Raw genomic sequence first — 25595 nt, forward strand, 5'->3', positions numbered from 1 at the left:
CTCCTTACAATTCGATCTGTTTCGGACGGCGGCGGGCGAACCAGAGCACGACCATAAGCCGCGTGACCCAGATCGCCGTGAAGACCGAGGTGAGGATCCCGATCAACAGCGTAACGGCAAAGCCGCGCACCGGGCCTGCGCCCAGAACGAACAGGATCGTCGCGGTCAGGAAGGTGGTCACGTTCGCATCGACAATGGCCGACATCGCCTTTTGGTAGCCGAGTTCAATCGCCCGCGCCGGCCCTTTGGCGTGTTTGAGCTCCTCGCGGATCCGCTCGAACACCAGCACGTTCGCGTCCACTGCCATACCGATGGTCAGCACGATCCCCGCGATCCCCGGCAGCGTCAGCGTGCCGCCGATCATCGACATGACGCCAAAGACGAGCGCGATGTTGATCAGAAGCGCCGCGGCGGCAAAGGCCCCGAACAGCCCGTAGCTGAGCACCATGAAGGCCACAACAGCCGTCAGGCCCACGATGGCCGCGATCCGGCCTGCCTCGATGCTGTCGGCGCCGAGTTCGGGGCCGATGGTGCGCTCTTCGAGGAAGGTCATGCCAGCCGGCAATGCGCCCGCCCGCAAGAGGAGCGCAAGGTCGGTGGCTTCCTGCACGGTGAAGCGGCCCGTGATGATGCCCGAGCCGCCCGGAATATGCGACTGGATCACAGGGGCGGAGATCACTTCGTTATCGAGGACGATGGCGAACGGGCTGCCGATATTGGCCGCCGTGTAATCGCCAAAGGCGCGCGCGCCGGTCGGGTTGAAACGGAAGGACACCGCCGGATAGCCGTTCTGGTCGGTATCGGGGCGCGCGTCGGTCAGCTCGTCGCCCGAGACGACCGGAACCTGATCGAGAATGTAATAGCCGTCATTCTGATCCTGCGCGGGGAGCACGATATTGCCCGCCCCCGCGACCGCATTGGCATCGCCCGCCCGGCCTACGACCGGGTGGAAGGTCAGCTTCGCGGTGGTTCCGATCAGCGCTTTGAGTTCCGCCGCCGAGCCGATGCCCGGCACCTGAATCAGAATACGGTCCTGACCTTGGCGCATGATCGTCGGCTCGCGCGTCCCGGCCGCATCGACGCGGCGGCGCACGATTTCCAGCGATTGCTGCATGGTGCGGTCGTCGGTTGCGGCGCGCTCGGCCTCGGAGAGGCGGATCGTGAGCGTGTCGCCCTCGCCCGAAACCTCGATATCGTTTTGCCCCACGCCCGTTAGCGTCACGACCGGGGTCGCGAGCGTGCGGGCGATCTCGACCGCACGGGCGATCTCGGAGGGGTTGCCGATCTGGATACGCAGCTCATCCTCGGGCGAGGCCACACGGCGGATCGCACCGATGGTCGCACGCTCAGCCGCGAGCGCCGCGCGGGCGGCGGGCCAGAGCGCATCCATCCGTGCCTTGTACACCTCGGTCACATGGACCTCGGCCAGAAGATGCGCGCCACCGCGCAGATCGAGCCCGAGATTGACCAGCCCCGAGGGCAGCCAGCCTGGCCACGCATCGCGCGCGGCCACCTGCTCGGTGCTCAGCGCGCCGGTGCGTTCAAGGGCGAGAAGCGCATCGTTATGCCCCTCGACCCGGTTGTAGAACAGGTTCGGCGCCGCCATGGCCATGCCCAGAAGGCACACGGCGATGATCAGCACACGCTTCCAGAGCGAGATCTGCAACATGGCGGCGAAGACCCGTTACTTGGCCGGAGCGGCCGGTTCGGTTTTCGAGACGACCTGAGCGATGGTCTGTTTCACGACGCGGACGTTGACGCCTTGGGCGATTTCGACCTCGACCTCACCGTCTTCGCGGACCTTGGTGACCTTGCCGACGATACCGCCTTGGGTGATGACCTGATCGCCACGGCGCAGCGCCTCGATCATGGCCTTGTGCTCTTTGGCGCGCTTTTGCTGCGGACGGATCAGCAGGAAATACATGATCACGAAGATCAGGATCAGCGGCAGGAACTGCCCGAAAGCGGCGGCTCCGCCGGGGGCGCCGGCAGCCTGAGCGAAGGCGGGGGTTGCGAACATCGGTTTTGGTCCTTTCTTGCGGGCCTCCAAGGCCCGGTCCCGTCATTTGGGTCCTGTTGATCCGGACCCCACATTTCGGCGCGCACCCTAGCGGCGGCCCCGCCCCTTGGCAAGGCGGCTCCGCCCGCCTCCGGCGCGCGCGTCCATGGCAGATAGGCAGCCCTCAGCCCAGCGGCAAGGCACGTTCGACCAGACGCGCGAAGAAGGACGCGCCAAGGGGCGCGGCCTCGTCGTTGAAATCATAGGCCGGGTGGTGCAACCCTGCGCCCGGACCAGTGCCCAGAAACAGGAACGCGCCGGGGCGTTCTTGTAGCATATAGGAGAAATCCTCGCCGCCCATGAGACGCGGCGCTGTCTCATCGACCGCATCCGGCCCCGAGATTTCCCGCGCGACCCCCGCCGCGAAAGCCGCGCGCTCCGCGTCATTCACGGTGGGCGGGTAGCCCCGCTCGTAGTCGATCTCGGCCTCGAGACCAAAGCTCGCCGCCTGCCCTGTCACGATCTCGCGGAAACGTGCCTCGGCCAGATCGCGGATCTCGGGGGCGAAAGAGCGGATCGTGGCGCAGAACCAGCCATCCTCGGGGATGATGTTATTGGCGGAGCCCGCGTGGATTTGCGTGACCGAGACCACCAATTCGTCCTGCGCGCCGATATTGCGGCTGACGATGGATTGCAGCGCCGACACGGTCGAAGCGATGGCGGGGATCGGATCGACACAGTCTTGCGGGATTGCGCCATGACCGCCACGCCCGCGGAAGGTGACATAGGCCGTGTCCACCGCCGCCATCAGCGGCCCCGGCGTGGTCAGGAAATGCCCGAAGGGCACGTTGGGCGCATTGTGGATGCCGTAGACCTGCGTGATGCCGAAGCGCTCCATAAGCCCCTCGCGCACCATGACCTCGGCGCCGCCGCCCTCTTCCTCGGCCGGCTGGAAGATCAGCGCGACGCGGCCCGCGAAATTGCGCGTCTCGGTGAGGTATTTCGCCGCCCCCAAAAGCATCGCCGTATGCCCGTCATGGCCACAGGCATGCATCATCCCCTCATGGGTCGAGCCATGCGCCACCCCGGTGCGCTCGGTGATCGGCAGCGCATCCATATCGGCGCGCAGCCCAATCGTCGGCCCCGTCCCCTGCCCCTCGATCAGCGCGACGATGCCGGTTTTCGCAATGCCCTCATGGAGTTCATCGACACCGATCTCGCGCAGCCGCTCGGCCACATAAGCGCTGGTCTTCGGCAGATCGAACTCGATCTCCGGGTGGCGATGCAGCCAGCGGCGCCATTCGGCCATCTCGGGGGCAAGGGCGGCAATACGGTTCAGGACGGGCATGGTGGACTCTGGGCTCGGGGTGAGGATACTGCGGCGCTAAGCGCACAGATCATCGCAGACAAAGGCCCCAACGCAATGGTGAAACCGACCGACTCCCTGATCTTTGATGAAGCGGGCGATGCCAGCCACCAATTCCGCCGCCTATGCGCGATCATGGCCTGCCTGCGTGACCCCGAGACCGGCTGTCCGTGGGACATCGAGCAGGATTTCGCGACGATCGCGCCCTACACGATCGAAGAGGCGCATGAGGTCGCGGATGCGATCGAGCGCGAAGCCTGGGGCGAGTTGACGGGCGAGCTGGGCGATCTGCTGCTACAGGTGATCTATCACGCGCAGATGGCCGATGAGGCGGGGCACTTCGACATTCTAGCAGTAACGCGCGCGATCAATACCAAGATGGTCTCGCGCCACCCGCATGTGTTCGGGGCCGAAAGCCGTGACAAATCCGCCGCGCAGCAGACCGCCGACTGGGAGAAGATCAAGGCCGCCGAGCGCGCGGCGGCGGGCGTGGCGCGCGTCGGTGTCCTCGACGGGGTGGCGCTTGGCCTGCCTGCACTGAGCCGCGCGCTCAAGCTGCAAAACCGCGCGGCGCGGGTGGGGTTCGACTGGCCCTCAACCGATGAGGTCATCGACAAGATCGTCGAGGAGGCCCGCGAACTGGTCGAGGCGCGCGACACATTGGGTCCCGAGGAACTGGCCGAAGAATATGGCGATCTGCTCTTCGTGATGGTCAATCTGGGGCGGCATATGGGGTTGGACCCCGAGGCGGCGCTGCGCGCGACAAACGGAAAATTCACGCGTCGTTTCAATTATATAGAGCGTGAACTTGAAGCGCGCGGCAAGTCGCCTGCCCAGAGCGATCTGGCCGAAATGGATGCGCTTTGGGATCAGGCGAAGGCTGCGGGCGTCAAGTGAGGACCGGGGGCGCTGCCCCCGCACCCCCCAAGGCTCAGAACAGCGCCTTGCGCAGCATGTTGAGCGCGACCAGCATCAGGAAAACGGCAAAGACGCGCTTGAGCTTCTTGGCATCGAGTCGATGCGCAAGGGCCGCGCCCAAGGGCGCGGTGAAGGTCGTCATCGCAATCACGATCAGGAAGGCCGGGATGTTGATCGCACCGATACTGTAGGGCGGCGCGGTCTCGACCGGGGTCAGCAGGAAGGCGATGGCGGAGGGCAGCGCGATGGTGATGCCGAACCCCGCCGAGGTGGCAACCGCGCGGTGGATCGGCACCCCGTGCAGCGTGAGCATCGGCGTGCCGATCGAGCCGCCGCCGATCCCGAGCAGCACCGAGACCAGCCCCATCAGCGGCCCGAACCACGCCCGGAAACCGCCGCCCGGCAGGTGGTCGGACAGGCGCCAGCTTGATCTGCCGAACATCATGTAACCCGCGATCAGGAACACCATCACGCCGAAGATCACCTGAAGCGTCGCCGTGCGCAGCTGAGCCACCACCAGCACCCCGATCACCGCCCCGATGGCGATCGGCGGCGCCCATTGGCGCAGGATCGTCCAATCCACCGCGCCCTTGCGGTGATGCGCCATGACCGAGCGCGCCGAAGTCACGATGATTGTCGCAAGCGAGGTCGCCACGCAGACCTGCATCAGATCGTCCGAGCCGTAGCCCAGCCCGGAAAAGAGGTAGAAGAAGGCAGGCACCAGAACGATGCCGCCGCCCACGCCAAGGAGGCCCGCCAGAATGCCCGCAAAGGCGCCGACAGCCAACAGGATGGCGACGAGCGGCAAAAGGGTCGACAGCTCGGGCATGGTCACTCCTGCGGGATCACAGCGGCGAGTGCCGCGTCATAAAGGGGAAGGCCTGCACCGGGGCGGGTGGCACCTTCGGACAGCGTCCGGCGCCAGCCGCGCGCACCCGGGCGGCCATGGAACAGACCCAGCATATGGCGGGTGATCTGATGCAGCCGCCCGCCCGTTTGCAGGTGGTCCGCGATATAGGGTTTCATCGCCTCGGCCACGGCGAAGGGATCCGCGGGAGCGCCCTGCCCCCAGATCGCCGCATCCGCGCCACCCAGCACCGACATCGGATCGTGATAGGCGGCCCGCCCGATCATCACCCCATCAAGCCCCCGCGCCAGATGCGCCTCGGCCTCGGCGAGCGTCGTGACGCCGCCATTGATCGACAGGTCCAGATGCGGGTATTCGGCCTTCATCCGATAGACCAGATCATAGTCAAGCGGCGGAATCTCGCGGTTGTCCTTGGGGCTGAGACCTTGCAGCCAAGCCTTGCGCGCATGGATCGTGAAGCGGGAGACGCCCGCCTTCGACACGGTTTCCAGAAACCCCGGCAGGCGCTCAGCCGGGTCATCGTCATCCACACCGATCCGGCATTTCACGGTCACCTCGACATCCGAGGCTTCGATCATCGCCGCCACACACTCGGCCACCAGATCGGGGGATTTCATCAGCACCGCCCCAAAAGCCCCCGACTGCACTCGATCCGACGGGCAGCCGCAGTTGAGGTTGATCTCGTCATAGCCCCAATCGCGCGCGATCCGCGTGGCCTCGGCCAGCTCGCGCGGGTCCGAGCCACCGAGTTGCAACGCAACCGGATGCTCAGCCGCGCTGTAATCCAGCAGTAGCGCACGTTTTCCATGGATGACCGCAGGCGCGGTGACCATCTCGGTATAAAGCAACGCACGCGCCGAGATCGTGCGGTGAAACACGCGGCAATGACGGTCCGTCCAGTCCATCATGGGCGCAACGGACAGGCGCGAGGGCGCGGTTTTCGACAAGGCGAGGGACATCAGGCAGGCTTTGACAGAGGCGAGGTTGCGCGCGCTCTTTACATGAATTGCGCGCGCGCGCAAACCGCCCGTCAGCCGAGCGCCACCTGTGCCACGCCGGGTTGTCCCGCGAGAAAGCCGTCGCAGAACTCCGCGCCCGGCATCAGCCGCGCCAGAGTCCCGGGCAGGTCCGGCGCCCCGTCAAGCGCCGCGGCATAGGCCCGTGCGATCTCGGGGAAGGCCCCAATCTGCGGCGACAGGCGCAGCGATGCGACACCCGCATCGCGCAGCGCCTCGATCTGACCCGCGACGGTGGTCACCGCGCGGCCCAGCGTCTGCACCCCGTTCACCGTCAGAAAGGCGCGCCCGTCCAGCGTATCGACATCGCGCCCGTCCGGGTCGTCGCCACAGACGAACTGACAGCTATCCTTGGCCCGGTCATGAAGCCGCGCGTGGTAGCAGCGCCCGGAAATCGCCAATGGCGCGCGGCCATGACCCCAGACCTCAACCGCGACCCCCGCCGCATGCCCGGCCCGCGCAAGTGCGGCCACCGAAGCGAGCGGCAATTCGGGCGGCAGACAAATCCGCGTCGCCCCCCGCCGTGCCAGCCACTCAAGCGTGCCCTCGTTATAGACATTGACCACCGGCCCGACCCAGAACGGCGCGCCTTCGGGAATATGGTGCAGCGCGGAAAGGTCGTTGATTTCGACCGGCAGGCCCATCTCGGCAAGATCCGCCGTCTGACGGCGCTCGCGGCGCAGGGTGATGAGCGCAAGACTCGTCACCGCGACCTCCTTGCCCGCCATTTGCAGCGCCTCGACCGCGCCGGGGATTTCATCCTGCCAGAAGGGCAGCCGTTTCGAGCAGACCCATTCCCCGATCACCACCCGCTGCACGGGGGTCTCGGCCAGCGCGCGATAGAAATCGCGCACCGTCTCGGCGCTCCAGAAAAAGGCGTTCGGCCCAACGCTCAAATCCATCGTCATCTCCAGGTCTTGGCATAGGCGCCGGTCGTGGCGGCCTGCCCTTCGGTCAGTTTCGCCAGCAAGCCCTCGGGCATCGGCTGGCCTTTGTCGGCGGCCTCGACAGCGGCGCAGAAGGCGCGCACCACCTGCCCGACATAGGCCCGCGAGCGCTGCCGCCCCTCGATCTTGAGCGCGCGCACCCCGGCCTTTTGCAGCGCCGGGATCAGCCGGGTCGCATCGAGACTCACCGGGTCCTCGAAGATATGGCCGGTCTGCTCGCCCGAGGTGAAACAGCCCTTGCAGAGCGTCGGATAAGGCACCGGCGCGCCCTTCGGCGTGCGGTGGATCAGAAAGCCCCCCAGCCGGGCCTCTTGGGCGCCCGATTGCTCGGCATAGGCGACATGGCTCGCAGGCGAGCAGACCCCGTTCATATTGGGCGACAGCCCCGTCGCATAGGACGAGAGCGAACAGCGCCCCTCGGCCATCACGCACAGCCCGCCAAACACGAAGACCTCGGTCTCGACGTCGATCTCGCGGTTGATGGCGGTGATTTCCTCGACCGTGAGAACCCGCGGCAGCACCACGCGTTTCACGCCGAAAGCCTCGGCATAAAGATTGATCGCATCCGGGTTCGCCGCCGCCGCCTGCACCGACAGATGCAGGCGCAGGCCGGGATGGCGCTCGGCGGCATGGGCGAGCAGGCCCAGATCGGCCAGGATCACGGCATCCGCCCCGCAGCGCTCGGCATCGGCCACCGCGCGGTGCCAGATCGGCTGATCGCCCGCGCGCGGGAAGGTATTGATCGCCACCAGCACCTTCGCGCCGCGCGCATGGGCGTAGGCAATGCCCTCGGCCATCTCCTCGCGCGAAAAGTTCAGCCCCGGAAAATTGCGCGCATTGGTTTCATCGGCAAAGCCGCAATAGACCGCATGTGCGCCCGCATCCACAGCCGCACGAAGCGCCGCGGGCGTACCCGCCGGGCAAACCAGTTCCATCATCAGAAAATCTCCGGTCGTGAAAGGACAAGGCCCGAGCGCCGCGCGACGATCCCCGAAAGCCGGCGCAATGCGGGGCCAGCGCGCCCGCCCAGCGTGGCCAGTTCCTCGGTCAGGTCCAGCTCGGCATCGTCGAGCGCATTGCGCAGCGCCAGAACCGCCGCCGTGTCGCCCGAGATTTCCAGCTCGCCCGAAAAGAACAGCGCATCGCCATCCTCGGTCCCGTGCAGCATCGCCAGAAACGCCCCGAGCCGGCCTCGAATCGTCGCGTCAGAGCCGGGCGGCGGCGCGGTGCGGCGATGCGCGGTGAGGCGCTGGCCCGAGGGCTGCATCAGCAATAGCACCGGGGCATCAGGCACATCAATCAGGATACGCGCCTGCCCATGCGGGCCAAGGCGGCGCAGGATGCCGGGATGGCGGGCCGCAATCCGTCGCATCAGCCGCGACAGCGCGAGGTTGAGCGGCGCCAGCGCGAAGGGCGCGGAGAAGAGGGGCGCAATAAGGTCATGTCGCATCATGCCCTTGCCTAGCCGGATCGCGCCCGGCCCGGATTGACATTGATCAAGTTGCCCCGCCCCCTGCGCTGATATGTCCGGTCCGACCCTGGACCAAGAGACCGATGCGCAGCCTGCCCGCCTTTCCCGATCTGCGAAGCTTCCTGACATGGGCGGAAGGGTCAGGCGCGCTTGCGCGGCTGACCGATCCCGTCGATCTGCGCCATGAGATGACGGCCTTTGAACTGGCCGCCCTGCGCGCTGGCGGCCCGGCGCTGCGCTTCGAGAGAGCGGTGCAGGCAGATGGACAGCCAAGCCCGATCCCCGTGATCGCCAACCTGTTCGGCACCCGGCAGCGTGTGGCGGCGGGCCTCGGGCTGGACGTGCAGCAAGTACCTGAATTCGGGTCCTTTCTCGCGGCCCTGCGCGCGCCGGCCCCGGTCGAGGGGATGCGCGACGCGCTGTCGCGCTGGCCGATGCTGAAAGCCGCACTCGCTACCCGCCCCAAGGTGATGAAACGTCCCCCCGTTCAGCAAGAGCGCCTGCCCGACCTGACCGCCCTGCCCGTGCAGACACCATGGCCGGGCGATGCCGGACCTCTCATCACATGGCCCGTGGTCGTGACCCGCCCGCATGACACCCCCCCCGAGGCAGTGCAGCGCTACAATCTGGGCGTCTACCGCGCACAGGTGCTGGGGCCGGACCGGCTCATCCTGCGCTGGCTCGCGCATCGGGGTGGTGCGGCCCATGCGCGTGGCTGGGCGCGCGCGGGCGCGCCGATGCCGGTCGCCATCGCGTTGGGCTGCGATCCGGCGCTGCTGCTTTCTGCGGCGCTGCCCCTGCCCGAGACCGTCTCGGAACTGACCTTCTCGGGGGTGCCGCGCGGCGCGCGCACCGAGATCGCCCCCGCCAGGACCATCCCCCTCATGGTCCCTGCCCGCGCCGAGATCGTGATCGAGGGCTGGGTGCATCCCGGCGAGACCGCGCTCGAAGGCCCGTTCGGCGACCATACCGGCTATTACAACGCCGCCGAACCCTTCCCGCTGATGCAGGTCAGCGCCATCACCTGCCGCCGCGATCCGCTCTACCTCAGCACCGTGACCGGACGCCCGCCGGACGAGCCCTCCGTGATCGGCGAGGTCTTCAACGACCTCGCCCTGCCGGTCGTGCAGGCGCAGATCCCCGAGGTGCTCGACCTCTGGCTGCCGCCCGCCGCCTGCTCCTACCGGATGGCGGTGGTCCGAATCGCCAAGCGCTACCCCGGACAGGCACGCCGCGTGATGATGGCGCTGTGGGGGATGTTGCCGCAATTCAGCTATACCAAGATGATCGTCGTGGTGGATGACGATATCGACGCGCGCAACTGGGACGATGTGCTCTGGGCGATCTCGACGCGGATGGACCCGGCGCGCGATGTGATGAGCATCGACAGCACACCGATGGATTACCTCGATTTCGCCTCCCCCCGCGAAGGGCTGGCGGGCAAGATCGGGATCGACGCGACCACCAAGATCGGCGCCGAGACCACCCGCGACTGGGGCGAGGTGATGGCGCTTGACCCCGCGCATGAGGCGCGCGCGGCAGAAATCCTCTCGAAGGTGCTGGGATGAGCGGGCCGCGCGTGGTCCTTGGCGTCTCGGGCGCGTCCGGCGCGGCGCTGGCGCTCGATTGCGCGCAGGCCCTGCGCAGCGCGGGCGCGCGGATCGATCTGGTGCTCTCGCCGATGGCCGAACGCACGCTGGAACTGGAGATCGGGCCGGACGCGCAGGCCGAGCTGTGCGCGCTCGCCGATCGGACCCACCCGATCCGCGATCTGGGCGCAACCATCGCCTCGGGCTCGCACCCGGTCGCGGGGATGATCGTCGCGCCCTGTTCGATGCGCAGCCTCGCGGCGATCGCACAGGGGCTCGACGACAATCTGCTGACCCGTGCGGCCTCGGTGCAGCTCAAGGAACGTCGCCCGCTGATCCTGCTTGCACGCGAAGCCCCGCTCACGCTCGCGCATCTGCGCAACATGACCTCGGTCACCGAGATGGGCGGCATCGTCCTGCCCCCGGTCCCCGCCTTTTACCTGAACCCGCAAACAGTCGGTGAGATCACCCGGCAGATCGCCGCCCGCGCGGTCGATCTGTTGCGACTTACCGCGCCACAGGCACGCGCCTGGACGCCCGAGGGCTGATCCTCAGCCCTGCCCGAGCTTGGCCAGCCGCGCCGCGCGCAACCGCGCGAAATCGTCGCCCGCGTGATAACTCGACCGCGTGAGGGGCGTCGCAGAGACCATCAGAAAGCCCTTGTTATAGGCGGCCTTCTCATAGGTCTTGAATTCGTCGGGCGTGACGAACCGTTCGACCCGGTGATGCTTGGGCGTCGGCTGGAGATACTGACCGATCGTCAGGAAATCGATATCGGCCGAGCGCATATCATCCATGACCTGACGCACGCCCTGCTCATCCTCGCCCAGACCAACCATGATCCCCGATTTGGTGAACATCGCCGGGTCCAGCTCTTTGACCCGCTGCAACAGGCGCAGACTGTGGAAATAGCGCGCGCCCGGCCGCACCGTCGGATAAAGCCCCGGCACGGTCTCGAGATTGTGGTTGAACACGTCAGGCCGCGCCTCGACCACCTTTTCCAAAGCGCTCTCATCGCATTTCAGGAAATCGGGCGTCAGGATCTCAATCGTGGTCTGCGGCGAACGGTGCCGCACCGCGCGGATGGTCTGGGCGAAGTGCTCGGCGCCGCCATCCTCCAGATCGTCGCGGTCCACACTGGTGATCACCACATGCTTGAGGCCCAGCGTCTCCACCGCATGGGCCACGCGCCCCGGCTCGAACACATCAAGCGCATCGGGGCGCCCCGTCGCCACATTGCAGAATGAACAGCCCCGCGTGCAAATCTCGCCCATGATCATCATGGTGGCATGGCCGTGGCTCCAGCATTCCCCGACATTGGGGCAGCCCGCCTCTTCGCAGACGGTCGTCAGCTTGTTGGTCTTGAGGATCTCGCGGGTGTCCTTATAGCCCTGCGACACCGGCGCCTTGACGCGAATCCAGTCGGGTTTCTTCGGCTGGGCCTGATCGGGCCGATGGGCCTTTTCCGGGTGGCGTTCGCCGGGAATTTTCAGGTCGCGCATGGGGGTGTCCTCCCTCGAGCTCGGGTCTTCCCTGCCATACGCCCTTCGCGCCGCAGGGGCAATCCCGCAATGCCCCATCGCGCCCGGCACACTCACGGGAACGTGTAGCCCGGCGCGCAGCAAGTGCCGATCCGGGCTTGCACCACTATCACAGCGAATCTAGAACCATTCCAACAAGCGGCGCCCCACGCGCCACTTGGGCCCGCGCCCACCAGGAAACGGCGCGGCCAGAGGCCGGGACGCCCCGGCACCCGGCCTCACTTCCAATCGCTCGAAATATCCCGGGGGTGAATGGCGCATAGCGCCAGAGGGGGCAGCGCCCCTTTACCCGATCAGCGGCGAAGCGCCCCCGTAGGTTTCGTCATAATGGCGCTTGAGCCGCTCGAGCGCGATCCGCAACACGATCTTGCCCGAGCGCGCGGACCAGCCCATCCGCTTCTCCGCCGCTTCCAGCCCCTCGAGAAAGCAGCAGCAGCGCAGCACCATATCCCCTAGCCCCGGCCCCAGATCGCGCAGCGCCATCGCCACCCGCTCCCGCGCCCGCTCCGAGCCGCCGCCCATCGTGCGCTCGGGGCTGTATTGCCCACGCGCCCCCCCGGTCATGAACCGCTCCCAGTTCTGCGCCACGCGCGGCCCCATCTGGGCCAGCTCGAAATCCTCGCGCAGCCGCTCCCCCGCCGCGACCAGCTCCGCCGACAGAAACGGCTTGCCATCCCGATCCTTGCGCCGGGCAAGCACGCCCAACGGGCTTTCCGCGAGGTTCGCCCGCATCCGGCGGCGACGGCCATCGGGTTCCTCCATCTCGCGCGCAGCATAATCGCGGTGCTGATCGCCAAAGGCGTTGCCCGCGCTCGCATCCCCCCGCGCCGCCGCCTCCTCGTCGAGCATCCGCTTGAGTGCCGCGCGCCCCGCGACGCTGATCTCGTAGCTGGTGACGCGCTTCTCATGAACGATCTGAATCCAATCCTTGAGCGCGAAAGCCTGCGCCATTTCACGCGCGACCACGGCTGTGCGGACCGTGCCACGCAGGACCACGGCCTTGTCCATATCGACCGCAACGATCAAGAGCGCACCCGGCTCGGCGAGCCGCCGCAGCACGCGGCGCCCTTCGCGCAGGATTTCCTCTTCATCGGCACAGAGCGGGTTGGGTCGGATCGGAGCGGTCATCGGCGGGTCTTTCTCTGGTGAGACGGCCATGTCCACCGGGTCGAACGCGTCCCCTGCCGCCAGTTGCCCAAGCCGCGCCAGCGCCTCATCGACGAGCGGATCGTCGCGGCGAGTCTCGACCCGGCGCACGCGGCGCAGAACGGTCGAGGCATGGCAGCCCTCGGCCCGCGCCAACTGTCGGATCGGGACACCCTCTTCGACGTGGCGCAGGTAGAGCCGGGCATAGTCGGGCAGCCAGGCAGGAAGGCCCGCCATGGCCGTTTCAGCAGGTTTCATTCTTCCCCCAGATGGCATGGATGCAAGAGCATCGAGCGGGTCTGCGCGCTCAACCGTGGGTTGCTTTGGTTACCCGTTCGTTAAGAAACAGGGCGACGCCGAGAATTGTTTAAAAAAGATAAAGATTACCGAACCCTGCGTACGGTTGAGCGGGGCTTTGCGCAACACCCGCTAAGGTTGAGTAATCTGTGTCGGTCACTATCCGGGGACTTCACATGACCGACCTTTTCGAATTGGTGTCCAATCTTCGCCGTCCGCGCCTATTGATCCGCGCAGCGCGATTTGGCCTGCGAGACTATAACCGCAATCGTGACCTGCGCCGGCTGATGCGGCAGCCGACTGTGCCCTCGCCCGAATCAGCGCTGGAACGTTTGATGGCCGAAGAAACCCTGCTTGAAACCTCGCGGCGCGAGGGGGCGGCGCATTACAATCTGATGCGTCACATCGAGGTGCTGATTGCCATGATGGCCGAGGCCCGGCTGCTGCCGCGCCCGCCGTCGATGGGCTGAACCCGTTGAGCGGAGGGCGCTGCGCGCGCCCTCCCCGCATACCCTCAACGCGACTTGAACAGCGACCCCAGCACGCCGCGCACAAGCGCCTGACCCGATTTCGTTCCCAGTTGCCGCACCACGCTTTTGGCGAAGGTTTCAGCCAACGAGTCTGACCGGCTCGACGATTTGCGCGTGCTGCGCGTCGAGGTCTTGATCGGTTCGAAGCGGCGCGCCTTGTTGAACTCGCGCACCCGCTGCTCTTCTTCTTTCTCGGCCAGCGCCCGGGCCTCTGCTTCGGCGGCCTCCTGCGCTGCCGCTTCGGCCCGGCGGGTCAGGATCTCATGCGCCGACTCGCGGTCGATCTCCTTGTCGTATTTCAATCCGAAGGACGAGGACTGCATCAGCGCGCGGCGTTCCTCGGGGGTGATCGGCCCCAGTTGCGAACAGGGCGGGCGGATCAGTGTGCGCTCGACCACGCTTGGCACGCCCTTGGCTTCGAGGAACGAGGTCACCGCCTCGCCCGTGCCGACCTCCTTGATCGCGTCCTCGGTGCTGAAGCGCGGGTTCGGACGATAGTTCTCGGCAGCGCGCTTCAGGTCACGCTGATCGCGCGCGGTAAAGGCGCGCAGCGCGTGCTGCACCCGGTTGCCAAGCTGGCTGAGAATGCTGTCGGGCACGTCGGTCGGGTTCTGCGTGACGAAATAAACGCCCACCCCCTTGGAGCGGATCAGCCGCGCGACCTGCTCGACCTTGTCGACCAGCGCCTTGGGCGCGTCGTCAAAGAGCAGGTGCGCCTCGTCGAAGAAGAAGACGAATTTCGGCTTGTCCGGGTTCCCGACCTCGGGGAGTTCTTCGAACAGTTCCGAGAGCAACCACAGCAGGAAGGTCGCGTAGAGCCGCGGGCTCGACATCAGCTTGTCCGAGGCGAGGATGTTGATCCGCCCGCGCGCATCCGTGTCGCACGACATCATATCGGCCAGATCCAGCGCCGGCTCTCCGAAGAACTGCGTGGCGCCCTGGTTCTCGAGCACCAGCAATTGCCGCTGGATCGCGCCCACCGAACGCCCGTCGACATTGCCGTAGCGCTTTTCCAACTCATCGGCCTGCTCGGCCACATAGACCAGCATCGAGCGCAAATCGTCGAGATCGAGCAGCGCGAGCCCCTCGGTGTCGGCAAGGTGGAAGGCGATGTTGAGCACCCCTTCCTGCGCCTCGGTCAGATCGAGCAAGCGCGACAAGAGCAGCGGCCCCATTTCAGAGACCGTCGTGCGCACCGGGTGGCCCTGCTCGCCGAACATGTCCCAGAAGGTCACCGGGAAGGCGCGATATTCGAGATCGAAGCCGATCGTCGCCGCGCGCTCGGTGAAGGGCGCATGCAGCTTGTGGGTCTCGGTGCCTGCTTTCGCGATGCCGGACAGATCGCCCTTCACATCCGACAGAAAGACCGGCACGCCCGCCGCCGAAAACGCCTCCGCCAGAATTTGAAGCGTCACCGTCTTGCCGGTGCCCGTCGCGCCTGCGATCAGCCCGTGACGGTTGGCATATTTCAGCAACAATTCCTGCGGCGCACCATAGCCCTCGCCACCGCCGCCAACAAACACACCCGCTTCGGTCAGAACTCCGGTCATGGCCCACTCCGCTAAACTCTGTTGCGGCCAACAATACTTATTTAACCAAACTGTGCCAGTCTGGTTATGTCCCAAAGTGTGGCAGCGATGCGCGCTTGGGACGCTTCCTCCCTGTCAGACTGCCGCGCCCCAAGGGGTGCGGCTTTTTTTCTACTGCATTCAGTAGGTTGAATTCCGCACCTGTCGAAAAATCGCTGTTGACGGAACGGTATTTCCGATCTAGCGTCCGCCGTAATGACGAAGTCGGCCAGTCCGACAGGGGGAAAATATAAGGAAAGCGGTTCTGGCAACGGAACCGCTTTTCATATTCCGGACGTGCCCGTCCCGACCCGCCCACGCCCGTAACCGGCGGCTTCACGCCAAGCGCACCCAGTCGTGAGCCGCAAAGCCCCAGAACGGACCTGACAGCGCCAAACGGGCGTGCTAAGCCGCTGCGAAAGACCTTTCAAGGAAGAGTGACATGGCTGATTTCACCAAACCTCTCGCACTCGCATTGCTGCTCGGCATGGCGCAGGCGGGCTTTGCGCAGGACGCCCCCGCCCCGGCTGAGGCGCCCGCCGCAGAGACCCCGACGACGGAAGCCCCCGCGACCGAAGCCCCCGTGACGGAAGCCCCCGCAACCGAGGCACCGGCTGCCGAGGCCGCCGCGCCCGCGCAGCCCGCGCCCGACGGCCCCGGCACCACCTATGTCGCCGAGACCTTCGAAGACTGGCAGCTGCAATGCGTGCGCACCCCCGAGGGCGACGATCCCTGCCAGATCTATCAGCTTCTCAAGGATGAGCAGGGCAACAATGTTGCCGATATCTCGATCTTCGCGCTCGACCCGAACCAGAAAGTCGCAGCCGGGGCCACGATCATGACCCCGCTCGAAACGCTGCTCACGCATGGCGTGCTGATCAAGGTCGATGCGGGCGAGTCCAAGGCCTACCCGTTCACCTTCTGCACCGGCGGCGGCTGCGTGTCGCGCCTCGCGCTGCGCCCCGAGGAGGTGACCGCCTTCAAACGCGGCAACAAGGCCGTGATGACGATCGTGCCGGTGGCCGCTCCCGATCAGAAGGTCAATCTCGACATCTCGCTCAAGGGCTTCACCGCCGCTTATGACGCGGTGTCCAAGGTGAACGCGGCACCCGCCCAGTAAGGCCCGCGCAACTGAGAATCTCGAAAACCGCCCCCCGAGAAACCGGCGGGGCGGTTTTTTCACACCCGCGACAACGCCAGAACCGCGTTCATTCCGCCAAAGGCAAAGGCATTCGTGAGCACGGCCTCGACCTGCGCCGCGCGCGCGACATTCGGGACGACATCCAGATCGCAATCGGGATCGGACGCCTCGAAATTGATCGTGGGGGCGATCAGCCCGTCTCGCAACGCCATCAGACAGGCCAGCAACTCCACCGCGCCGGTCGCGCCGATGCAATGCCCATGCATCGCCTTGGTGGACGACAGCATCACCCGCTCCGCCGCCGCGCCAAAGACCTGCCGGATGGCGAGACATTCGGTCCGGTCATTTGCCGCCGTCCCGGTACCATGGGCGTTGATGTAGCCGATCTCGTCCGGCGACAGCCCCGCATCGTCCAGCGCAGCCCGGATCGCACGCGACGCCCCATCAACCGAGGGCATCACGATATCGCCCGCATCCGAACTCATCGCAAAGCCACGAATCTCCGCCAGCGGCTCGGCCCCCCGCGCCTCGGCGCTCTCAAGCGTTTCGATCACGAAGACGCCCGCGCCTTCGCCCTGCACCATGCCGTTGCGGGTCTGCGAGAACGGGCGGCACCCATCGGGCGACATCACCCGCAAGCCCTCCCACGCCTTCAGCCCGCCGAAATTCAGCATCGCCTCTGACCCGCCCGTCAGCATCCCCTCGGCCACGCCGCCGCGCACCATCTGATAGGCCAGACCGATTGCATGGTTCGAACTTGCACAGGCGGTCGAGACCGCGAAGCTCGGCCCCTGAAGGCCAAATTGCATCGCGATATGCGCGGCGGCCGCATTCGGCATCAGGCGCGGCACCGTGAATGGATGCACCCGGTTGCGTCCCTCGGCATAGACCGCGCGATAGGCGTCGTTGATCGTGTGATTGCCGCCGCCCGCCGTGCCCATGATGCAGCCCCAGCCTTCGGGGCGCGCCACCTGCCCCAGCCCGGCCATCGCCATCGCCTCGCGTGCGGCCACAAGCGCATATTGCGTAAACGGATCATAGAGCGCGCGTTTTTGCGGATCGAAATGCATATCGGGATCAAAGCCACGCACCTGCGCACCGATCCCGATCGAGAGCCGCTCCACCTCGGGGAAGGTCAGCGGCCCGATCCCCGAACGCCCCTCGGCCATCGCCGCCAGCGTTCCGGGCACATCCAGGGCCAGCGCGTTGACCGTGCCAGCCCCGGTTATTACGACCCGGCGCATCGTCAGGCGACAGCCTGCGCGGGGCGCGTCCCGGCCAGCAGATGCTCGACCGCGCGGGTGATCGCCCCAATCGAGGAAATGTCGAACTCGGCCTTGCCGGGTTCATTCGCGTTGAAGGGAACGGTCACGCCAAAGCTTTCTTCGATGGCGAAGATCACCTCGACCAGCCCGAGGCTATCCAGCCCCAGCTCGTCGAGCGTGGTTTCAGTGGTCAGTTCGGCGGGATCACGCAGCGCCTCGCGCGCGATGATATCGAAGATCTTGTCTTGCACGTCGGACCTCATCAGCCAGTTACTCCGTGTCCCCCTTTTGCGCGAGTCGTGTAACAGTTTCCCGAAGTTCGGCGACTTGCGTGAAAAGGCGGCCCAGACGCCGGATATTCTTTTGCGCTTCGACCTGCGTCTCCATCTTGACCGCCGGGCTGCCCCAGATCACGCGGCCATTGGGGACGTTGGAATAGATATTCGTGCCACCCCCCGCGATCACGTCATCCCCGATAAAGATATTGTCCGAGACCCCGCATTTGCCCGCCAGCACGACGCGGTTGCCGATCCGGGTCGAACCTGCGACCCCGACCTGCCCACAAAGCAGACAGTCCTCGCCCACCTGAACATTATGGCCCAGATGCACCATGTTATCGAGCTTGGTCCCGCGCCCGACAGAGGTGGCACGCACCGTGCCCCGGTCGATGGTCGCATTGGCGCCAACCTCGACATCATCCCCGATCTCGACCGTCCCAAGCGAATGGATGCGGGTCCAGTGCTGCTCGCGGATTTCCTCGCGTTTTCCGAGGGTTTGACGGATTTCTTCAACCCCGGACTTCTCGGGCGTCACGAAGGAGAACCCGTCCGCGCCGATCACCGCATTGGGCTGAGCGATGAAGCGATCCCCGATCACCACCCGCGCGCCAATACGGACACCTTGGAGGATCATCGCATCGTCGCCGACCCGCGCGCCCTCGGCCACCGAGACATGCGAGGCGATCCGCGCCCGCGCACCGATCCGCACGCCCGCCCCGATGGTGACGAAAGGCCCAATAGCCGCGCCAATACCGATCTCGGCGCTCGGGTCGATCACCGCGCTCGGATGGATGCCGGGCGCGATTTCGGGACCCGGATCAAAAGCCTTGGACAGCCCCGCCATCGCCAGACGCGGGCGGGTCACAAAAATAGCGCCCTCAAGGCCCAACCCCCGCCAATCCGTCCCCTCGGGCACGATGGCGGCGCGTGCGCGCCCTTCGCGGATCTTGTCGAGATATTTCGGGTCCATCGCCAGCGCGATCTGATCCGGCGCGGCTGTGTGCGGCTCAGAGGCCGACGCGATCATGATCGACAGATCCCCCGCGACCCGAGCTTCAAGCGCTTTAGCAATGGTTTCAAGGCTTTGCGCCATCATCTTCACCCTCGGATCGCGGACCCGCACAAACCGGGCCCGCTTCCGATTTAGTGCGAAAACGCGGGCAATTCTACCCCGGCCTTGCTGAGCGCGGCAAAGAGCGCGGCATCGCGCCCGTAAACGTCGCGGCGATACTCGACATGACCGCGCGCCGTGGGCCACGCGGTATAGTAGACCAGATGCACCGGCACCGGCTGCTCCAGCCGCACGGTGGTCTCGTTTCCGGTGTTCAGGATGCGGTGGAACTCGCCCTTCGGGTCCTCGCTTTGCGGCGCGAGCAGCGCATAGGCCAACTCGAACGGTTTGCCCACTCGCACACAGCCATGACTGAAAGCGCGGGTTTCCTTTTGGAACAGCGACTTCGACGGCGTGTCATGCAGGTAGATATTGTATTTATTCGGGAACAGGAATTTCACCAACCCCAGAGCATTCCCCTGCGAGGGCGGCTGGCGCATCGCAAAGGGGAAGTTGCGCGCGGTATAGTTGGAGAAATTCACCGCCGAGCGCGGCACCGTTCGCCCGCGCGAGTCGATCAGGTTGATATGCCCCGCCGCATTGGGATTGCGCTGCATCATCGGCAGGTATTCCTTGGTCACGATCGAGCGCGGCACATGCCAGCTCGGATTGATGACCATCATTTCCATCTCATCCGAGAATTCCGGCGTGCGGCGATCCGACTGGTTCTGTCCGACCACGGTCACGGATTCAAAACTGGTCTTGCCGTGATCCACGATGCGCACGCTGAAATCGGTGATGTTCACCCAGATGTGGCGCGCGCCGAGGTCGATCCCGTTCATCCAGCGCAGCCGTTCAAGGGCGACGAGAATGGATTTCATGCGCTCCTCGGGGGCACGGTTGATTTCGTCGATGGTCCCTGCCCCGGCGACACCATCCGGCGTCAGGCCAAGGTCGAACTGATATTGCTGAACCGCTTTCTGGATGTCCGCGTCATAAACGGCGGTTGCCGAACGCCCCAGATAGCCCATCGCCCGCAGCCGCTCGCGCAGTGCCAGAACGGCAGGGCCGGTATCGCCGGGCTTGAGGCTCTTGGCGGGCACGGTCTCCCCCCAGCCGCCGCGCGCGATCAGCGCCTCAAGGTCGAGTTTCGCCTTGAGCAACTGGGCATATTGCGGGGCCTGCGGGGCCAATTCGCGCAGATAGAGCGCGGGCCGGTCGCCCGCGATCCCGCGCAGAAGGTCAAGCCCATCGCGGCGCGGAATCTCGCGCACGATGCCGCTGTCGATGCTCTTGGGATCAAGAATTCCGTTCGAAATATCATGGGCATAGTCGAGATAGGCCCGCGACACCGCAACCTCGAGTTCTCCCCGGTCGCGTTCAGTTTTAACGGCGGCAAAGGCAGCCCGCAGACCCTCGACATCGTAACGCTCCGCGGGCAGGCCATGGGCCGGCGCCCCTTCCAGCGCGCGCAAGAGCGCCGCGCGGCGGTCTGCATCCTGTTCGGAGGTCCAGATCGGGCGGTAATCGCGCGCGGCATAGAAGGCCGCGAGCGCCTCATCCCTGGCGGCGGACACGGCGATGGCCTGCGTGTAGCCGCTGAGCGTGCGCGCTGTTCCTTCGGCCAGCGCGACCGGCGCCGTCCACAGCGTCGCGGCCGCGACAACACCCCAAACCACGCCCATCCGGTTCTTGCCCGCCATGTGCCCCCCAAACTTGCGAAAACCCCTTGTTTTCCAAAGGTCACGCATATTCCCGGCCTTGTCCAGAGCGCGCCGCGATCAAATCGCGCCAAGCGGGCCGCGCGAGGCCTGAGCGATGCAGCGCCGCCACAGATTCAACTTGGGCGAATTTCTGCCGATTTCCCCCTTGCAGCCGCGCTGAGGGAAATCAACGGTTGGCTCGAGAATCACCTTGTGCCATAAACATGCCATCAACAGGGGTTAATCACACCTGAAGCCAAACACAGAAACTGGCACGGACTACAGGACAGGCGAACTGACATGAGCATGACGACGTTTTCCCGGCGCGGGCTTCTCGGCGCCTTTGCCGCGACGATGATCACAGCCGCTCCGACCTCTTCCAACGCTTTCGGCATTCTGCGTGGCGCCGGTGACATCCGTCGCATCCGCATGTATTCGGGCCGGACCGGTGAGAGCATCGACACCGTCTATTGGATCGAGGGCAGCTACATCAAAGAAGCCCTGAACGAAATCAATCACTTCATGCGGGACTGGCGCACCAATCAGGTGAAGGTCATCGACCCGCGCACTGTTGATATCGCCGCCGCCGCGCATCGCCTGATGGATGTGAACGAGCCCTACATGATGCTGTCGGGCTATCGCTCGCCCAAGACCAACTCGATGCTGCGCTCGAAGTCCGGCGGGGTCGCCAAGAACTCGCTGCATATGCGCGGTCAGGCCGCTGACCTGCGCCTCAAGTCGCGCTCGGTCAGCCAGATGTATCGCGCCGCTTCGGCCTGCCATGCAGGTGGCGTGGGTAAATACTCGCGTTCGAATTTCGTCCATATGGATTGCGGCCCGGTCCGCACCTGGGGCGCGTAAGCCTTACGCATCCAGACAGGAAAACGGCGCCGCTTTCGCGGCGCTTTTTCTTTTGTCCGGTGCAGGGCCGCATCGGCTGATCCGCAACGAAAAACGCCCCGGCCTGCGACCGGGGCGTTTGTTTCTCTGGGCGCTCGCCTCAGTTTTCGAGCGGCTTGAGCTTGCCCTGTTTCTCGAAATAGGCCTCGCCCTCGGGGCAAAGATCCACCTTGTCATAGCCCGTCACCATCGGGCGGACATGCTCGCGGAAGCCGTGTCCGATGGTGAGCAGGTAGATATGCACCACCACGAAGCTTGCGATCGCAAAGGCGCCCAGCACATGCAGGTTCGCAACGATGGTCAAGAGCACGCTGTTGGTATCGCCATCGCCCCAGACCCCATAGGTCAGATAGAGCAGCCCCGAGATCCAGATCAACGGGAACAGCGCCATCTTGAGCGCGAAATAGGCGAAGGCCTGCAAAGGGTTATGACGGCGGTCGAAGCGCTTCACATAGGGATGCTCTTCGCCCTTGAAGACACCCCATGCGTAGAAACGCGCGACCTCTGCCAGACCGGTCAGCCGGGGAACGAACTGCTTCCAGCCCTCGGTCGTGAACAGCCAGAAGGTTGCGAACGCCCACAGCACCAGCAACGCCAGCGCCACGATCGTGTGCACCGTCACCGCAAGACCGAACGGCCCGATCTGGTGAAAGCCCAGAAGCCGCGCACCGGTGAAGAACAGCAGCATGATCGAGACCATCTGCGACCAGTGCCAGATGCGGTTGAAGCGGGTGTAAACCTTGACGTAACGCTCAGCCATGGTGGCCCCCTTTCTTGCCAAAGGCCCGCAGGACGCCATGCCCGATCACGCCCATCAGCGCCATCAGGAAGGCCGCCAGCCCCAGTTTGCCGCCGATCCCCAGACCCGAGCCCGGCAGGTAGATGCCCGCGAGATTGGCCATCCGACCGTTCTCGGCGTGACAGCTGTCGCATTTGAGCGCATCGTCCTTGGGCCCGACCATATGGGTGATCGGCCAGTACATATAGGTATCGACGAAGTCGTACTTGCCCGAGAATTCCAGCCCGACATAATCCATCGCGGCCTTGATCGACTTGTCATAGTCGAAATAGGACCACAGCGCCGTGCCATCGCCCGGACCATAGACATGGTTATAAAGCAGCACATTGCGCTCGGTGTCATAGGACTGGCGCCCGATCATCCGCTTGAACGGGAAGATCCGCGATTTGCCATCCTCGGGGCTGCCCTCGATCGCATTGATCTCGACCACCTTGGTCGGGTCGATCTCGGTTTCCGGCAGGGTGTAGCTCATCGTGCCATTCGACCAGGCGTAATAGGGCACGACATTCTCACCCCATTCGAAATCGCCCTTGGTCGACATGTAGGTGTGCAGGTGCTTGCCGTCCGATTGGACGAACGCGTCCTCGGAATAGGGTTCGCCATCCTTGAGCTTGCCCGCCGTGGACCAGTCCCAGACAGTCTTGGTCGCCACCCCGCCCTTGGCGAATTCGGGGATGTGGCAGGTCTGGCACGCCACGCGATCCGTGTGATCGTTGAGCTTCATCGCAATCACCGGGTTCGGCCCCTCATGGGGCGCGTCCGAGTGACACGAGGTGCAGCTTGCGACGTCCCGCGCCTCGCCCGGCTTGCGATCGGCATGCGGATCGACCACATCCGTATTGTAGCGCGACCCCGCCAGCACGTGCTTGTCGGAGACGTGGCAGGCCTCACAGGTGAAGTTCGCGCCGTCCTTGGACATATGCACATCGACCGAACGGGCCGGATCGAACAGGGCCGAGGACAGGTCGCCATGCTTCACGTTATCGCCGCCGCCGCCATAGAAGTGACACGAGCCGCAATTCTCCCGCCCCGGAGGCGGACCGACCGACAGCGCCGCCTTGGCCAGATCGACCGCCCAGGCCTTTTGCCCGGTGATCGTCTTGGCCTTTTCCGCAACGGGCTCAAGCGGCGGGTGACCGGCGAGATTGTCCTGCTTGGTATATTGGCCCGATTTATCGTGGCAGACGAGGCAGTCCACCGCGCTGGGATCGTCGGGCATCGGCGCGCGCACATCCTCCCAGCCATAGCCGGTATGGCACGAGGTGCAGCGCACTTCGTTCGAAGCGACGTTGCCGCAAAACGCGTTCATCACCTTGGCCTTGCCAAGCACCTGCCCGGTTTCCGGATTCTCGTATTCCCATTTCCAGTGCACCGAGTGCATGACCTGGTTCGAGGCCTCGGTATGGCACGACAGACAGGCCGCCGTGACCTCGGGACCCGAAGCAAACGGCCCCTTGAGCACGTCGAACTTGGAGTGATCGGCGGTCAGCTTCTTGACCGGGTCGCTCATATGCGCGGCCTTGGAGGCCAGGGCCGCGGCATCCGGGCGCGACATCGCGCCGGTTTCGGGCGTCTCCTCCCCGGACGGGGCGTCCTGCGCGAACGCGACCCCCGCCCCCAGAATGACGGCCGAGACGAATGCCGTCATCCTTTTCGCTGTGTGTTTCATCCGCTCTCCGAGATCTGGCGCTTAGATTGGATACAATGGTATTCAAATTCCATAACGGGAATGTGAGCACATTCCCCTGCGACATTCCGGATCACCCCCTGCGGCAGGCTGTCGCAACCCGCGCGCAAATGCGCAGCCAAGCGGCATCAAGCCACGCAAGGTTCGTCAAATGAGAGAGATTGGCGCACCCGACAGGATTCGAACCTGTGGCCTCTGCCTTCGGAGGGCAGCGCTCTATCCAGCTGAGCTACGGGTGCCTGCGGCTGTCTATAGCGGCGTTTCTCGGGGGCCGCAACGGGCTTTGGCCTCAGGCGAACAACTCGTGGCAGAGTTCCAGCGCCGAAACCAGCGCGTCCACCTCGGCGCGGGTGTTATACATCCCGAACGAGGCGCGCGCGGTGGCCGAAACGCCCATGAACTCCATCAGCGGCATTGCGCAATGGGTTCCCGCGCGCACCGCGATCCCGCGCTTGTCGAGCACGGTCGAGATGTCATGCGCGTGCGCCGCACCGTTGAGCGTAAGCGAAAAGATCGCGCCCTTGTCGGGTGTCGTGCCCTGAACGTTCAGCCAGTTGAGGCCCGCGAATTTCGCACTCGCATAGTCGCGCAGATCGGCCTCATGGGCAGCGATGTTCGCCATCCCGATCCCCATCAGGTAGTCGAGCGCGACGCCCATCCCCACTTGCTGCACGATGCCGGGCGTGCCCGCCTCGAACTTCATCGGCGGCTTGTTATAGGTGACACCCTCGCGCGTCACCGTGTCGATCATGTCGCCCCCGCCGAGGAACGGGCGCATCTCGGCCTGACGCTCGGGACGGATATAGATCGCACCCGACCCCGACGGCCCATAGAGCTTGTGCCCGGTGATCGCATAGAAATCGCAGCCCAGATCGGCCACATCGACGGGTCCATGCACCGCGCCTTGCGAGCCATCGACCAGCACCGCCACGCCCTTTTCGCGCGCGGCATGGGAAATCGCCTTCACGTCGACCCGTGTGCCCGTCACGTTCGACATTTGGGTAATTGCCACGAGCTTGGTGCGCGGGCCGATCGCCTCGATCACACGCTCGGCCGGGAGACTGCCGTCGGGATCACATTCGACCCATTTCAGCACCACGCCCTGACGCTCACGCAGGAAATGCCACGGCACGATATTGGCATGATGCTCCAGCACGCTGAGCACGATCTCGTCGCCCGCCTGAAGCCGCGGCGCGGCCCAGCCATAAGAGACCAGATTGATTGCCTCGGTCGAGCCCGTGGTGAACACGATGTCCGTCTCGGAGGGCGCATTGAGAAAGCGCCGCACGATATCGCGCACGCCCTCATATTTCTCGGTGGCGAGGTTCGACAGGAAGTGCAGGCCCCGGTGGACGTTGGAATATTCCTCTTCATACATCCGGGTCATCGCGTCGATCACCACGCGCGGCTTTTGCGCCGAGGCCCCGTTGTCGAGATAGACCAGCGGCTTGCCATTCACCTCGCGGGCGAGGATCGGGAAATCCGCGCGGATCTTGTCGATGTCATACATGCGTC

Annotated in this window: 24 protein-coding genes and 1 tRNA gene; 6 read left to right on the plus strand and 19 right to left on the minus strand. The window is 65.2% G+C overall.

The window, feature by feature from the left end; all coding sequences use genetic code 11:
• Positions 1-4: 4 nt before the first annotated feature.
• From secD to P0X85_RS09180, 3 genes are all read right to left on the minus strand, one after another.
• Positions 5-1669, minus strand: a complete 1665-nt coding sequence (gene secD, locus P0X85_RS09170) for a protein translocase subunit SecD (protein ID WP_275811765.1) — start codon at positions 1667-1669, stop codon at positions 5-7.
• A gap of 15 nt (positions 1670-1684) precedes the next feature.
• Complete coding sequence (gene yajC / locus P0X85_RS09175) at positions 1685-2020, minus strand: preprotein translocase subunit YajC (RefSeq protein WP_275811767.1); 336 nt, start codon at positions 2018-2020, stop codon at positions 1685-1687.
• 163 nt (positions 2021-2183) lie between these two features.
• Positions 2184-3347, minus strand: coding sequence for a M20 aminoacylase family protein (locus P0X85_RS09180; protein ID WP_275811769.1), 1164 nt, complete (start codon positions 3345-3347; stop codon positions 2184-2186).
• A 75-nt stretch (positions 3348-3422) separates the two neighbouring features.
• On the opposite strand from P0X85_RS09180, the gene mazG reads away from it, so the two are divergent.
• Positions 3423-4262, plus strand: a complete 840-nt coding sequence (gene mazG, locus P0X85_RS09185) for a nucleoside triphosphate pyrophosphohydrolase (protein ID WP_275811771.1) — start codon at positions 3423-3425, stop codon at positions 4260-4262.
• A 34-nt stretch (positions 4263-4296) separates the two neighbouring features.
• On the opposite strand, the gene P0X85_RS09190 is transcribed toward mazG, so the two are convergent.
• The 5 genes from P0X85_RS09190 to ubiT all read right to left on the minus strand — a co-directional run bounded on the left by P0X85_RS09190 (position 4297) and on the right by ubiT (position 8567).
• Positions 4297-5112, minus strand: coding sequence for a sulfite exporter TauE/SafE family protein (locus P0X85_RS09190; protein WP_275811773.1), 816 nt, complete (start codon positions 5110-5112; stop codon positions 4297-4299).
• Between the two features lie 2 nt (positions 5113-5114).
• On the minus strand, positions 5115-6110 hold the full coding sequence (dusA, locus tag P0X85_RS09195; RefSeq protein ID WP_275811775.1) for a tRNA dihydrouridine(20/20a) synthase DusA: 996 nt from the start codon (positions 6108-6110) through the stop codon (positions 5115-5117).
• A gap of 71 nt (positions 6111-6181) precedes the next feature.
• Positions 6182-7069, minus strand: a complete 888-nt coding sequence (gene ubiV / locus P0X85_RS09200) for a ubiquinone anaerobic biosynthesis protein UbiV (RefSeq protein WP_275811777.1) — start codon at positions 7067-7069, stop codon at positions 6182-6184.
• Between the two features lie 2 nt (positions 7070-7071).
• Positions 7072-8049: a ubiquinone anaerobic biosynthesis protein UbiU gene (gene ubiU, locus P0X85_RS09205; protein WP_275811888.1), complete on the minus strand. Its 978-nt coding sequence runs from the start codon at positions 8047-8049 to the stop codon at positions 7072-7074.
• Positions 8050-8051: 2 nt separating this feature from the next.
• Positions 8052-8567: a ubiquinone anaerobic biosynthesis accessory factor UbiT gene (ubiT, locus tag P0X85_RS09210; protein ID WP_275811779.1), complete on the minus strand. Its 516-nt coding sequence runs from the start codon at positions 8565-8567 to the stop codon at positions 8052-8054.
• Between the two features lie 101 nt (positions 8568-8668).
• On the opposite strand from ubiT, the gene P0X85_RS09215 reads away from it, so the two are divergent.
• Positions 8669-10153 (plus strand): UbiD family decarboxylase, encoded by a 1485-nt coding sequence (locus P0X85_RS09215; protein ID WP_275811781.1) that lies wholly within the window; start codon positions 8669-8671, stop codon positions 10151-10153.
• Positions 10150-10722: a UbiX family flavin prenyltransferase gene (locus P0X85_RS09220; protein WP_275811783.1), complete on the plus strand. Its 573-nt coding sequence runs from the start codon at positions 10150-10152 to the stop codon at positions 10720-10722. Before P0X85_RS09215 ends, P0X85_RS09220 begins: the two co-directional genes overlap by 4 nt.
• Before the next feature lie 3 nt (positions 10723-10725).
• Here P0X85_RS09220 and lipA read toward each other — a convergent pair whose 3' ends face one another.
• Together lipA and P0X85_RS09230 are read right to left on the minus strand one after the other, a co-directional pair.
• Positions 10726-11676 (minus strand): lipoyl synthase, encoded by a 951-nt coding sequence (gene lipA / locus P0X85_RS09225; RefSeq protein ID WP_275811785.1) that lies wholly within the window; start codon positions 11674-11676, stop codon positions 10726-10728.
• Between the two features lie 324 nt (positions 11677-12000).
• Positions 12001-13119 carry a DUF6456 domain-containing protein gene (locus tag P0X85_RS09230; RefSeq protein WP_275811787.1) on the minus strand — a complete coding sequence of 373 codons (1119 nt, stop codon included), beginning with the start codon at positions 13117-13119 and terminating at the stop codon, positions 12001-12003.
• A gap of 215 nt (positions 13120-13334) precedes the next feature.
• Here P0X85_RS09230 and P0X85_RS09235 point away from each other — a divergent pair, with 215 nt between their 5' ends.
• Positions 13335-13628: a DUF6477 family protein gene (locus tag P0X85_RS09235; RefSeq protein ID WP_275811789.1), complete on the plus strand. Its 294-nt coding sequence runs from the start codon at positions 13335-13337 to the stop codon at positions 13626-13628.
• A 44-nt stretch (positions 13629-13672) separates the two neighbouring features.
• On the opposite strand, the gene P0X85_RS09240 is transcribed toward P0X85_RS09235, so the two are convergent.
• The gene (locus P0X85_RS09240) at positions 13673-15238 is read right to left on the minus strand and encodes a helicase HerA-like domain-containing protein (protein ID WP_275811791.1); all 1566 of its coding nucleotides are present in this window, start codon (positions 15236-15238) and stop codon (positions 13673-13675) included.
• Positions 15239-15698: 460 nt separating this feature from the next.
• Here P0X85_RS09240 and P0X85_RS09245 point away from each other — a divergent pair, with 460 nt between their 5' ends.
• Entirely contained in the window at positions 15699-16376 is a 678-nt protein-coding gene (locus P0X85_RS09245) for an invasion associated locus B family protein (protein ID WP_275811793.1), read from the plus strand.
• 59 nt (positions 16377-16435) lie between these two features.
• Here P0X85_RS09245 and P0X85_RS09250 read toward each other — a convergent pair whose 3' ends face one another.
• From P0X85_RS09250 to P0X85_RS09265, 4 genes are read right to left on the minus strand one after another with little or no spacing between them, the layout of a single operon-like run.
• Positions 16436-17641 (minus strand): beta-ketoacyl-[acyl-carrier-protein] synthase family protein, encoded by a 1206-nt coding sequence (locus P0X85_RS09250; RefSeq protein ID WP_275811795.1) that lies wholly within the window; start codon positions 17639-17641, stop codon positions 16436-16438.
• 2 nt (positions 17642-17643) lie between these two features.
• Positions 17644-17925: an acyl carrier protein gene (locus P0X85_RS09255; RefSeq protein ID WP_275811797.1), complete on the minus strand. Its 282-nt coding sequence runs from the start codon at positions 17923-17925 to the stop codon at positions 17644-17646.
• A gap of 7 nt (positions 17926-17932) precedes the next feature.
• Positions 17933-19033 carry a UDP-3-O-(3-hydroxymyristoyl)glucosamine N-acyltransferase gene (locus tag P0X85_RS09260; RefSeq protein ID WP_275811799.1) on the minus strand — a complete coding sequence of 367 codons (1101 nt, stop codon included), beginning with the start codon at positions 19031-19033 and terminating at the stop codon, positions 17933-17935.
• A gap of 50 nt (positions 19034-19083) precedes the next feature.
• Positions 19084-20694 carry a L,D-transpeptidase family protein gene (locus P0X85_RS09265; RefSeq protein ID WP_275811801.1) on the minus strand — a complete coding sequence of 537 codons (1611 nt, stop codon included), beginning with the start codon at positions 20692-20694 and terminating at the stop codon, positions 19084-19086.
• Positions 20695-20994: 300 nt separating this feature from the next.
• Between P0X85_RS09265 and mepK the strand changes: the two genes are divergently transcribed.
• On the plus strand, positions 20995-21555 hold the full coding sequence (gene mepK, locus P0X85_RS09270; protein ID WP_275811803.1) for a peptidoglycan L,D-endopeptidase MepK: 561 nt from the start codon (positions 20995-20997) through the stop codon (positions 21553-21555).
• A 139-nt stretch (positions 21556-21694) separates the two neighbouring features.
• On the opposite strand, the gene P0X85_RS09275 is transcribed toward mepK, so the two are convergent.
• The 4 genes from P0X85_RS09275 to P0X85_RS09290 all read right to left on the minus strand — a co-directional run bounded on the left by P0X85_RS09275 (position 21695) and on the right by P0X85_RS09290 (position 25590).
• On the minus strand, positions 21695-22354 hold the full coding sequence (locus P0X85_RS09275; RefSeq protein ID WP_275811805.1) for a cytochrome b/b6 domain-containing protein: 660 nt from the start codon (positions 22352-22354) through the stop codon (positions 21695-21697).
• Positions 22347-24041 (minus strand): tetrathionate reductase family octaheme c-type cytochrome, encoded by a 1695-nt coding sequence (locus P0X85_RS09280; protein WP_275811807.1) that lies wholly within the window; start codon positions 24039-24041, stop codon positions 22347-22349. The genes P0X85_RS09275 and P0X85_RS09280 overlap by 8 nt, the downstream gene beginning before the upstream one ends.
• Positions 24042-24242: 201 nt before the next feature.
• Positions 24243-24319: transfer RNA gene (locus tag P0X85_RS09285), tRNA-Arg, on the minus strand.
• A gap of 50 nt (positions 24320-24369) precedes the next feature.
• A complete protein-coding gene (locus P0X85_RS09290) occupies positions 24370-25590 on the minus strand; it encodes a cysteine desulfurase (protein ID WP_275811809.1) in 1221 nt (406 codons plus the stop codon).
• Positions 25591-25595: the final 5 nt, after the last annotated feature.

Source organism: Pseudothioclava nitratireducens (genome assembly GCF_029210495.1).
In the GTDB taxonomy this organism is placed as follows: Bacteria; Pseudomonadota; Alphaproteobacteria; order Rhodobacterales; family Rhodobacteraceae; genus Pseudothioclava; species Pseudothioclava nitratireducens.

Excerpts from the sequence above, each read along its gene's own strand:
- mazG (WP_275811771.1), top strand. The coding sequence starts at position 3,423 with ATGGTGAAACCGACCGACTCCCTGATCTTTGATGAAGCGGGCGATGCC.
- P0X85_RS09290 (WP_275811809.1), bottom strand. The coding sequence starts at position 25,590 with ATGTATGACATCGACAAGATCCGCGCGGATTTCCCGATCCTCGCCCGC.
- lipA (WP_275811785.1), bottom strand. The coding sequence starts at position 11,676 with ATGCGCGACCTGAAAATTCCCGGCGAACGCCACCCGGAAAAGGCCCAT.
- P0X85_RS09275 (WP_275811805.1), bottom strand. The coding sequence starts at position 22,354 with ATGGCTGAGCGTTACGTCAAGGTTTACACCCGCTTCAACCGCATCTGG.
- P0X85_RS09235 (WP_275811789.1), top strand. The coding sequence starts at position 13,335 with ATGACCGACCTTTTCGAATTGGTGTCCAATCTTCGCCGTCCGCGCCTA.
- P0X85_RS09220 (WP_275811783.1), top strand. The coding sequence starts at position 10,150 with ATGAGCGGGCCGCGCGTGGTCCTTGGCGTCTCGGGCGCGTCCGGCGCG.
- P0X85_RS09280 (WP_275811807.1), bottom strand. The coding sequence starts at position 24,041 with ATGACGGCATTCGTCTCGGCCGTCATTCTGGGGGCGGGGGTCGCGTTC.
- yajC (WP_275811767.1), bottom strand. The coding sequence starts at position 2,020 with ATGTTCGCAACCCCCGCCTTCGCTCAGGCTGCCGGCGCCCCCGGCGGA.
- P0X85_RS09265 (WP_275811801.1), bottom strand. The coding sequence starts at position 20,694 with ATGGCGGGCAAGAACCGGATGGGCGTGGTTTGGGGTGTTGTCGCGGCC.
- ubiT (WP_275811779.1), bottom strand. The coding sequence starts at position 8,567 with ATGATGCGACATGACCTTATTGCGCCCCTCTTCTCCGCGCCCTTCGCG.
- P0X85_RS09250 (WP_275811795.1), bottom strand. The coding sequence starts at position 17,641 with ATGCGCCGGGTCGTAATAACCGGGGCTGGCACGGTCAACGCGCTGGCC.
- P0X85_RS09245 (WP_275811793.1), top strand. The coding sequence starts at position 15,699 with ATGGCTGATTTCACCAAACCTCTCGCACTCGCATTGCTGCTCGGCATG.
- P0X85_RS09240 (WP_275811791.1), bottom strand. The coding sequence starts at position 15,238 with ATGACCGGAGTTCTGACCGAAGCGGGTGTGTTTGTTGGCGGCGGTGGC.
- ubiU (WP_275811888.1), bottom strand. The coding sequence starts at position 8,049 with ATGGAACTGGTTTGCCCGGCGGGTACGCCCGCGGCGCTTCGTGCGGCT.
- P0X85_RS09180 (WP_275811769.1), bottom strand. The coding sequence starts at position 3,347 with ATGCCCGTCCTGAACCGTATTGCCGCCCTTGCCCCCGAGATGGCCGAA.
- P0X85_RS09215 (WP_275811781.1), top strand. The coding sequence starts at position 8,669 with ATGCGCAGCCTGCCCGCCTTTCCCGATCTGCGAAGCTTCCTGACATGG.
- P0X85_RS09260 (WP_275811799.1), bottom strand. The coding sequence starts at position 19,033 with ATGGCGCAAAGCCTTGAAACCATTGCTAAAGCGCTTGAAGCTCGGGTC.
- P0X85_RS09255 (WP_275811797.1), bottom strand. The coding sequence starts at position 17,925 with ATGAGGTCCGACGTGCAAGACAAGATCTTCGATATCATCGCGCGCGAG.
- dusA (WP_275811775.1), bottom strand. The coding sequence starts at position 6,110 with ATGTCCCTCGCCTTGTCGAAAACCGCGCCCTCGCGCCTGTCCGTTGCG.
- secD (WP_275811765.1), bottom strand. The coding sequence starts at position 1,669 with ATGTTGCAGATCTCGCTCTGGAAGCGTGTGCTGATCATCGCCGTGTGC.
- P0X85_RS09190 (WP_275811773.1), bottom strand. The coding sequence starts at position 5,112 with ATGCCCGAGCTGTCGACCCTTTTGCCGCTCGTCGCCATCCTGTTGGCT.
- P0X85_RS09230 (WP_275811787.1), bottom strand. The coding sequence starts at position 13,119 with ATGAAACCTGCTGAAACGGCCATGGCGGGCCTTCCTGCCTGGCTGCCC.
- mepK (WP_275811803.1), top strand. The coding sequence starts at position 20,995 with ATGAGCATGACGACGTTTTCCCGGCGCGGGCTTCTCGGCGCCTTTGCC.
- ubiV (WP_275811777.1), bottom strand. The coding sequence starts at position 7,069 with ATGGATTTGAGCGTTGGGCCGAACGCCTTTTTCTGGAGCGCCGAGACG.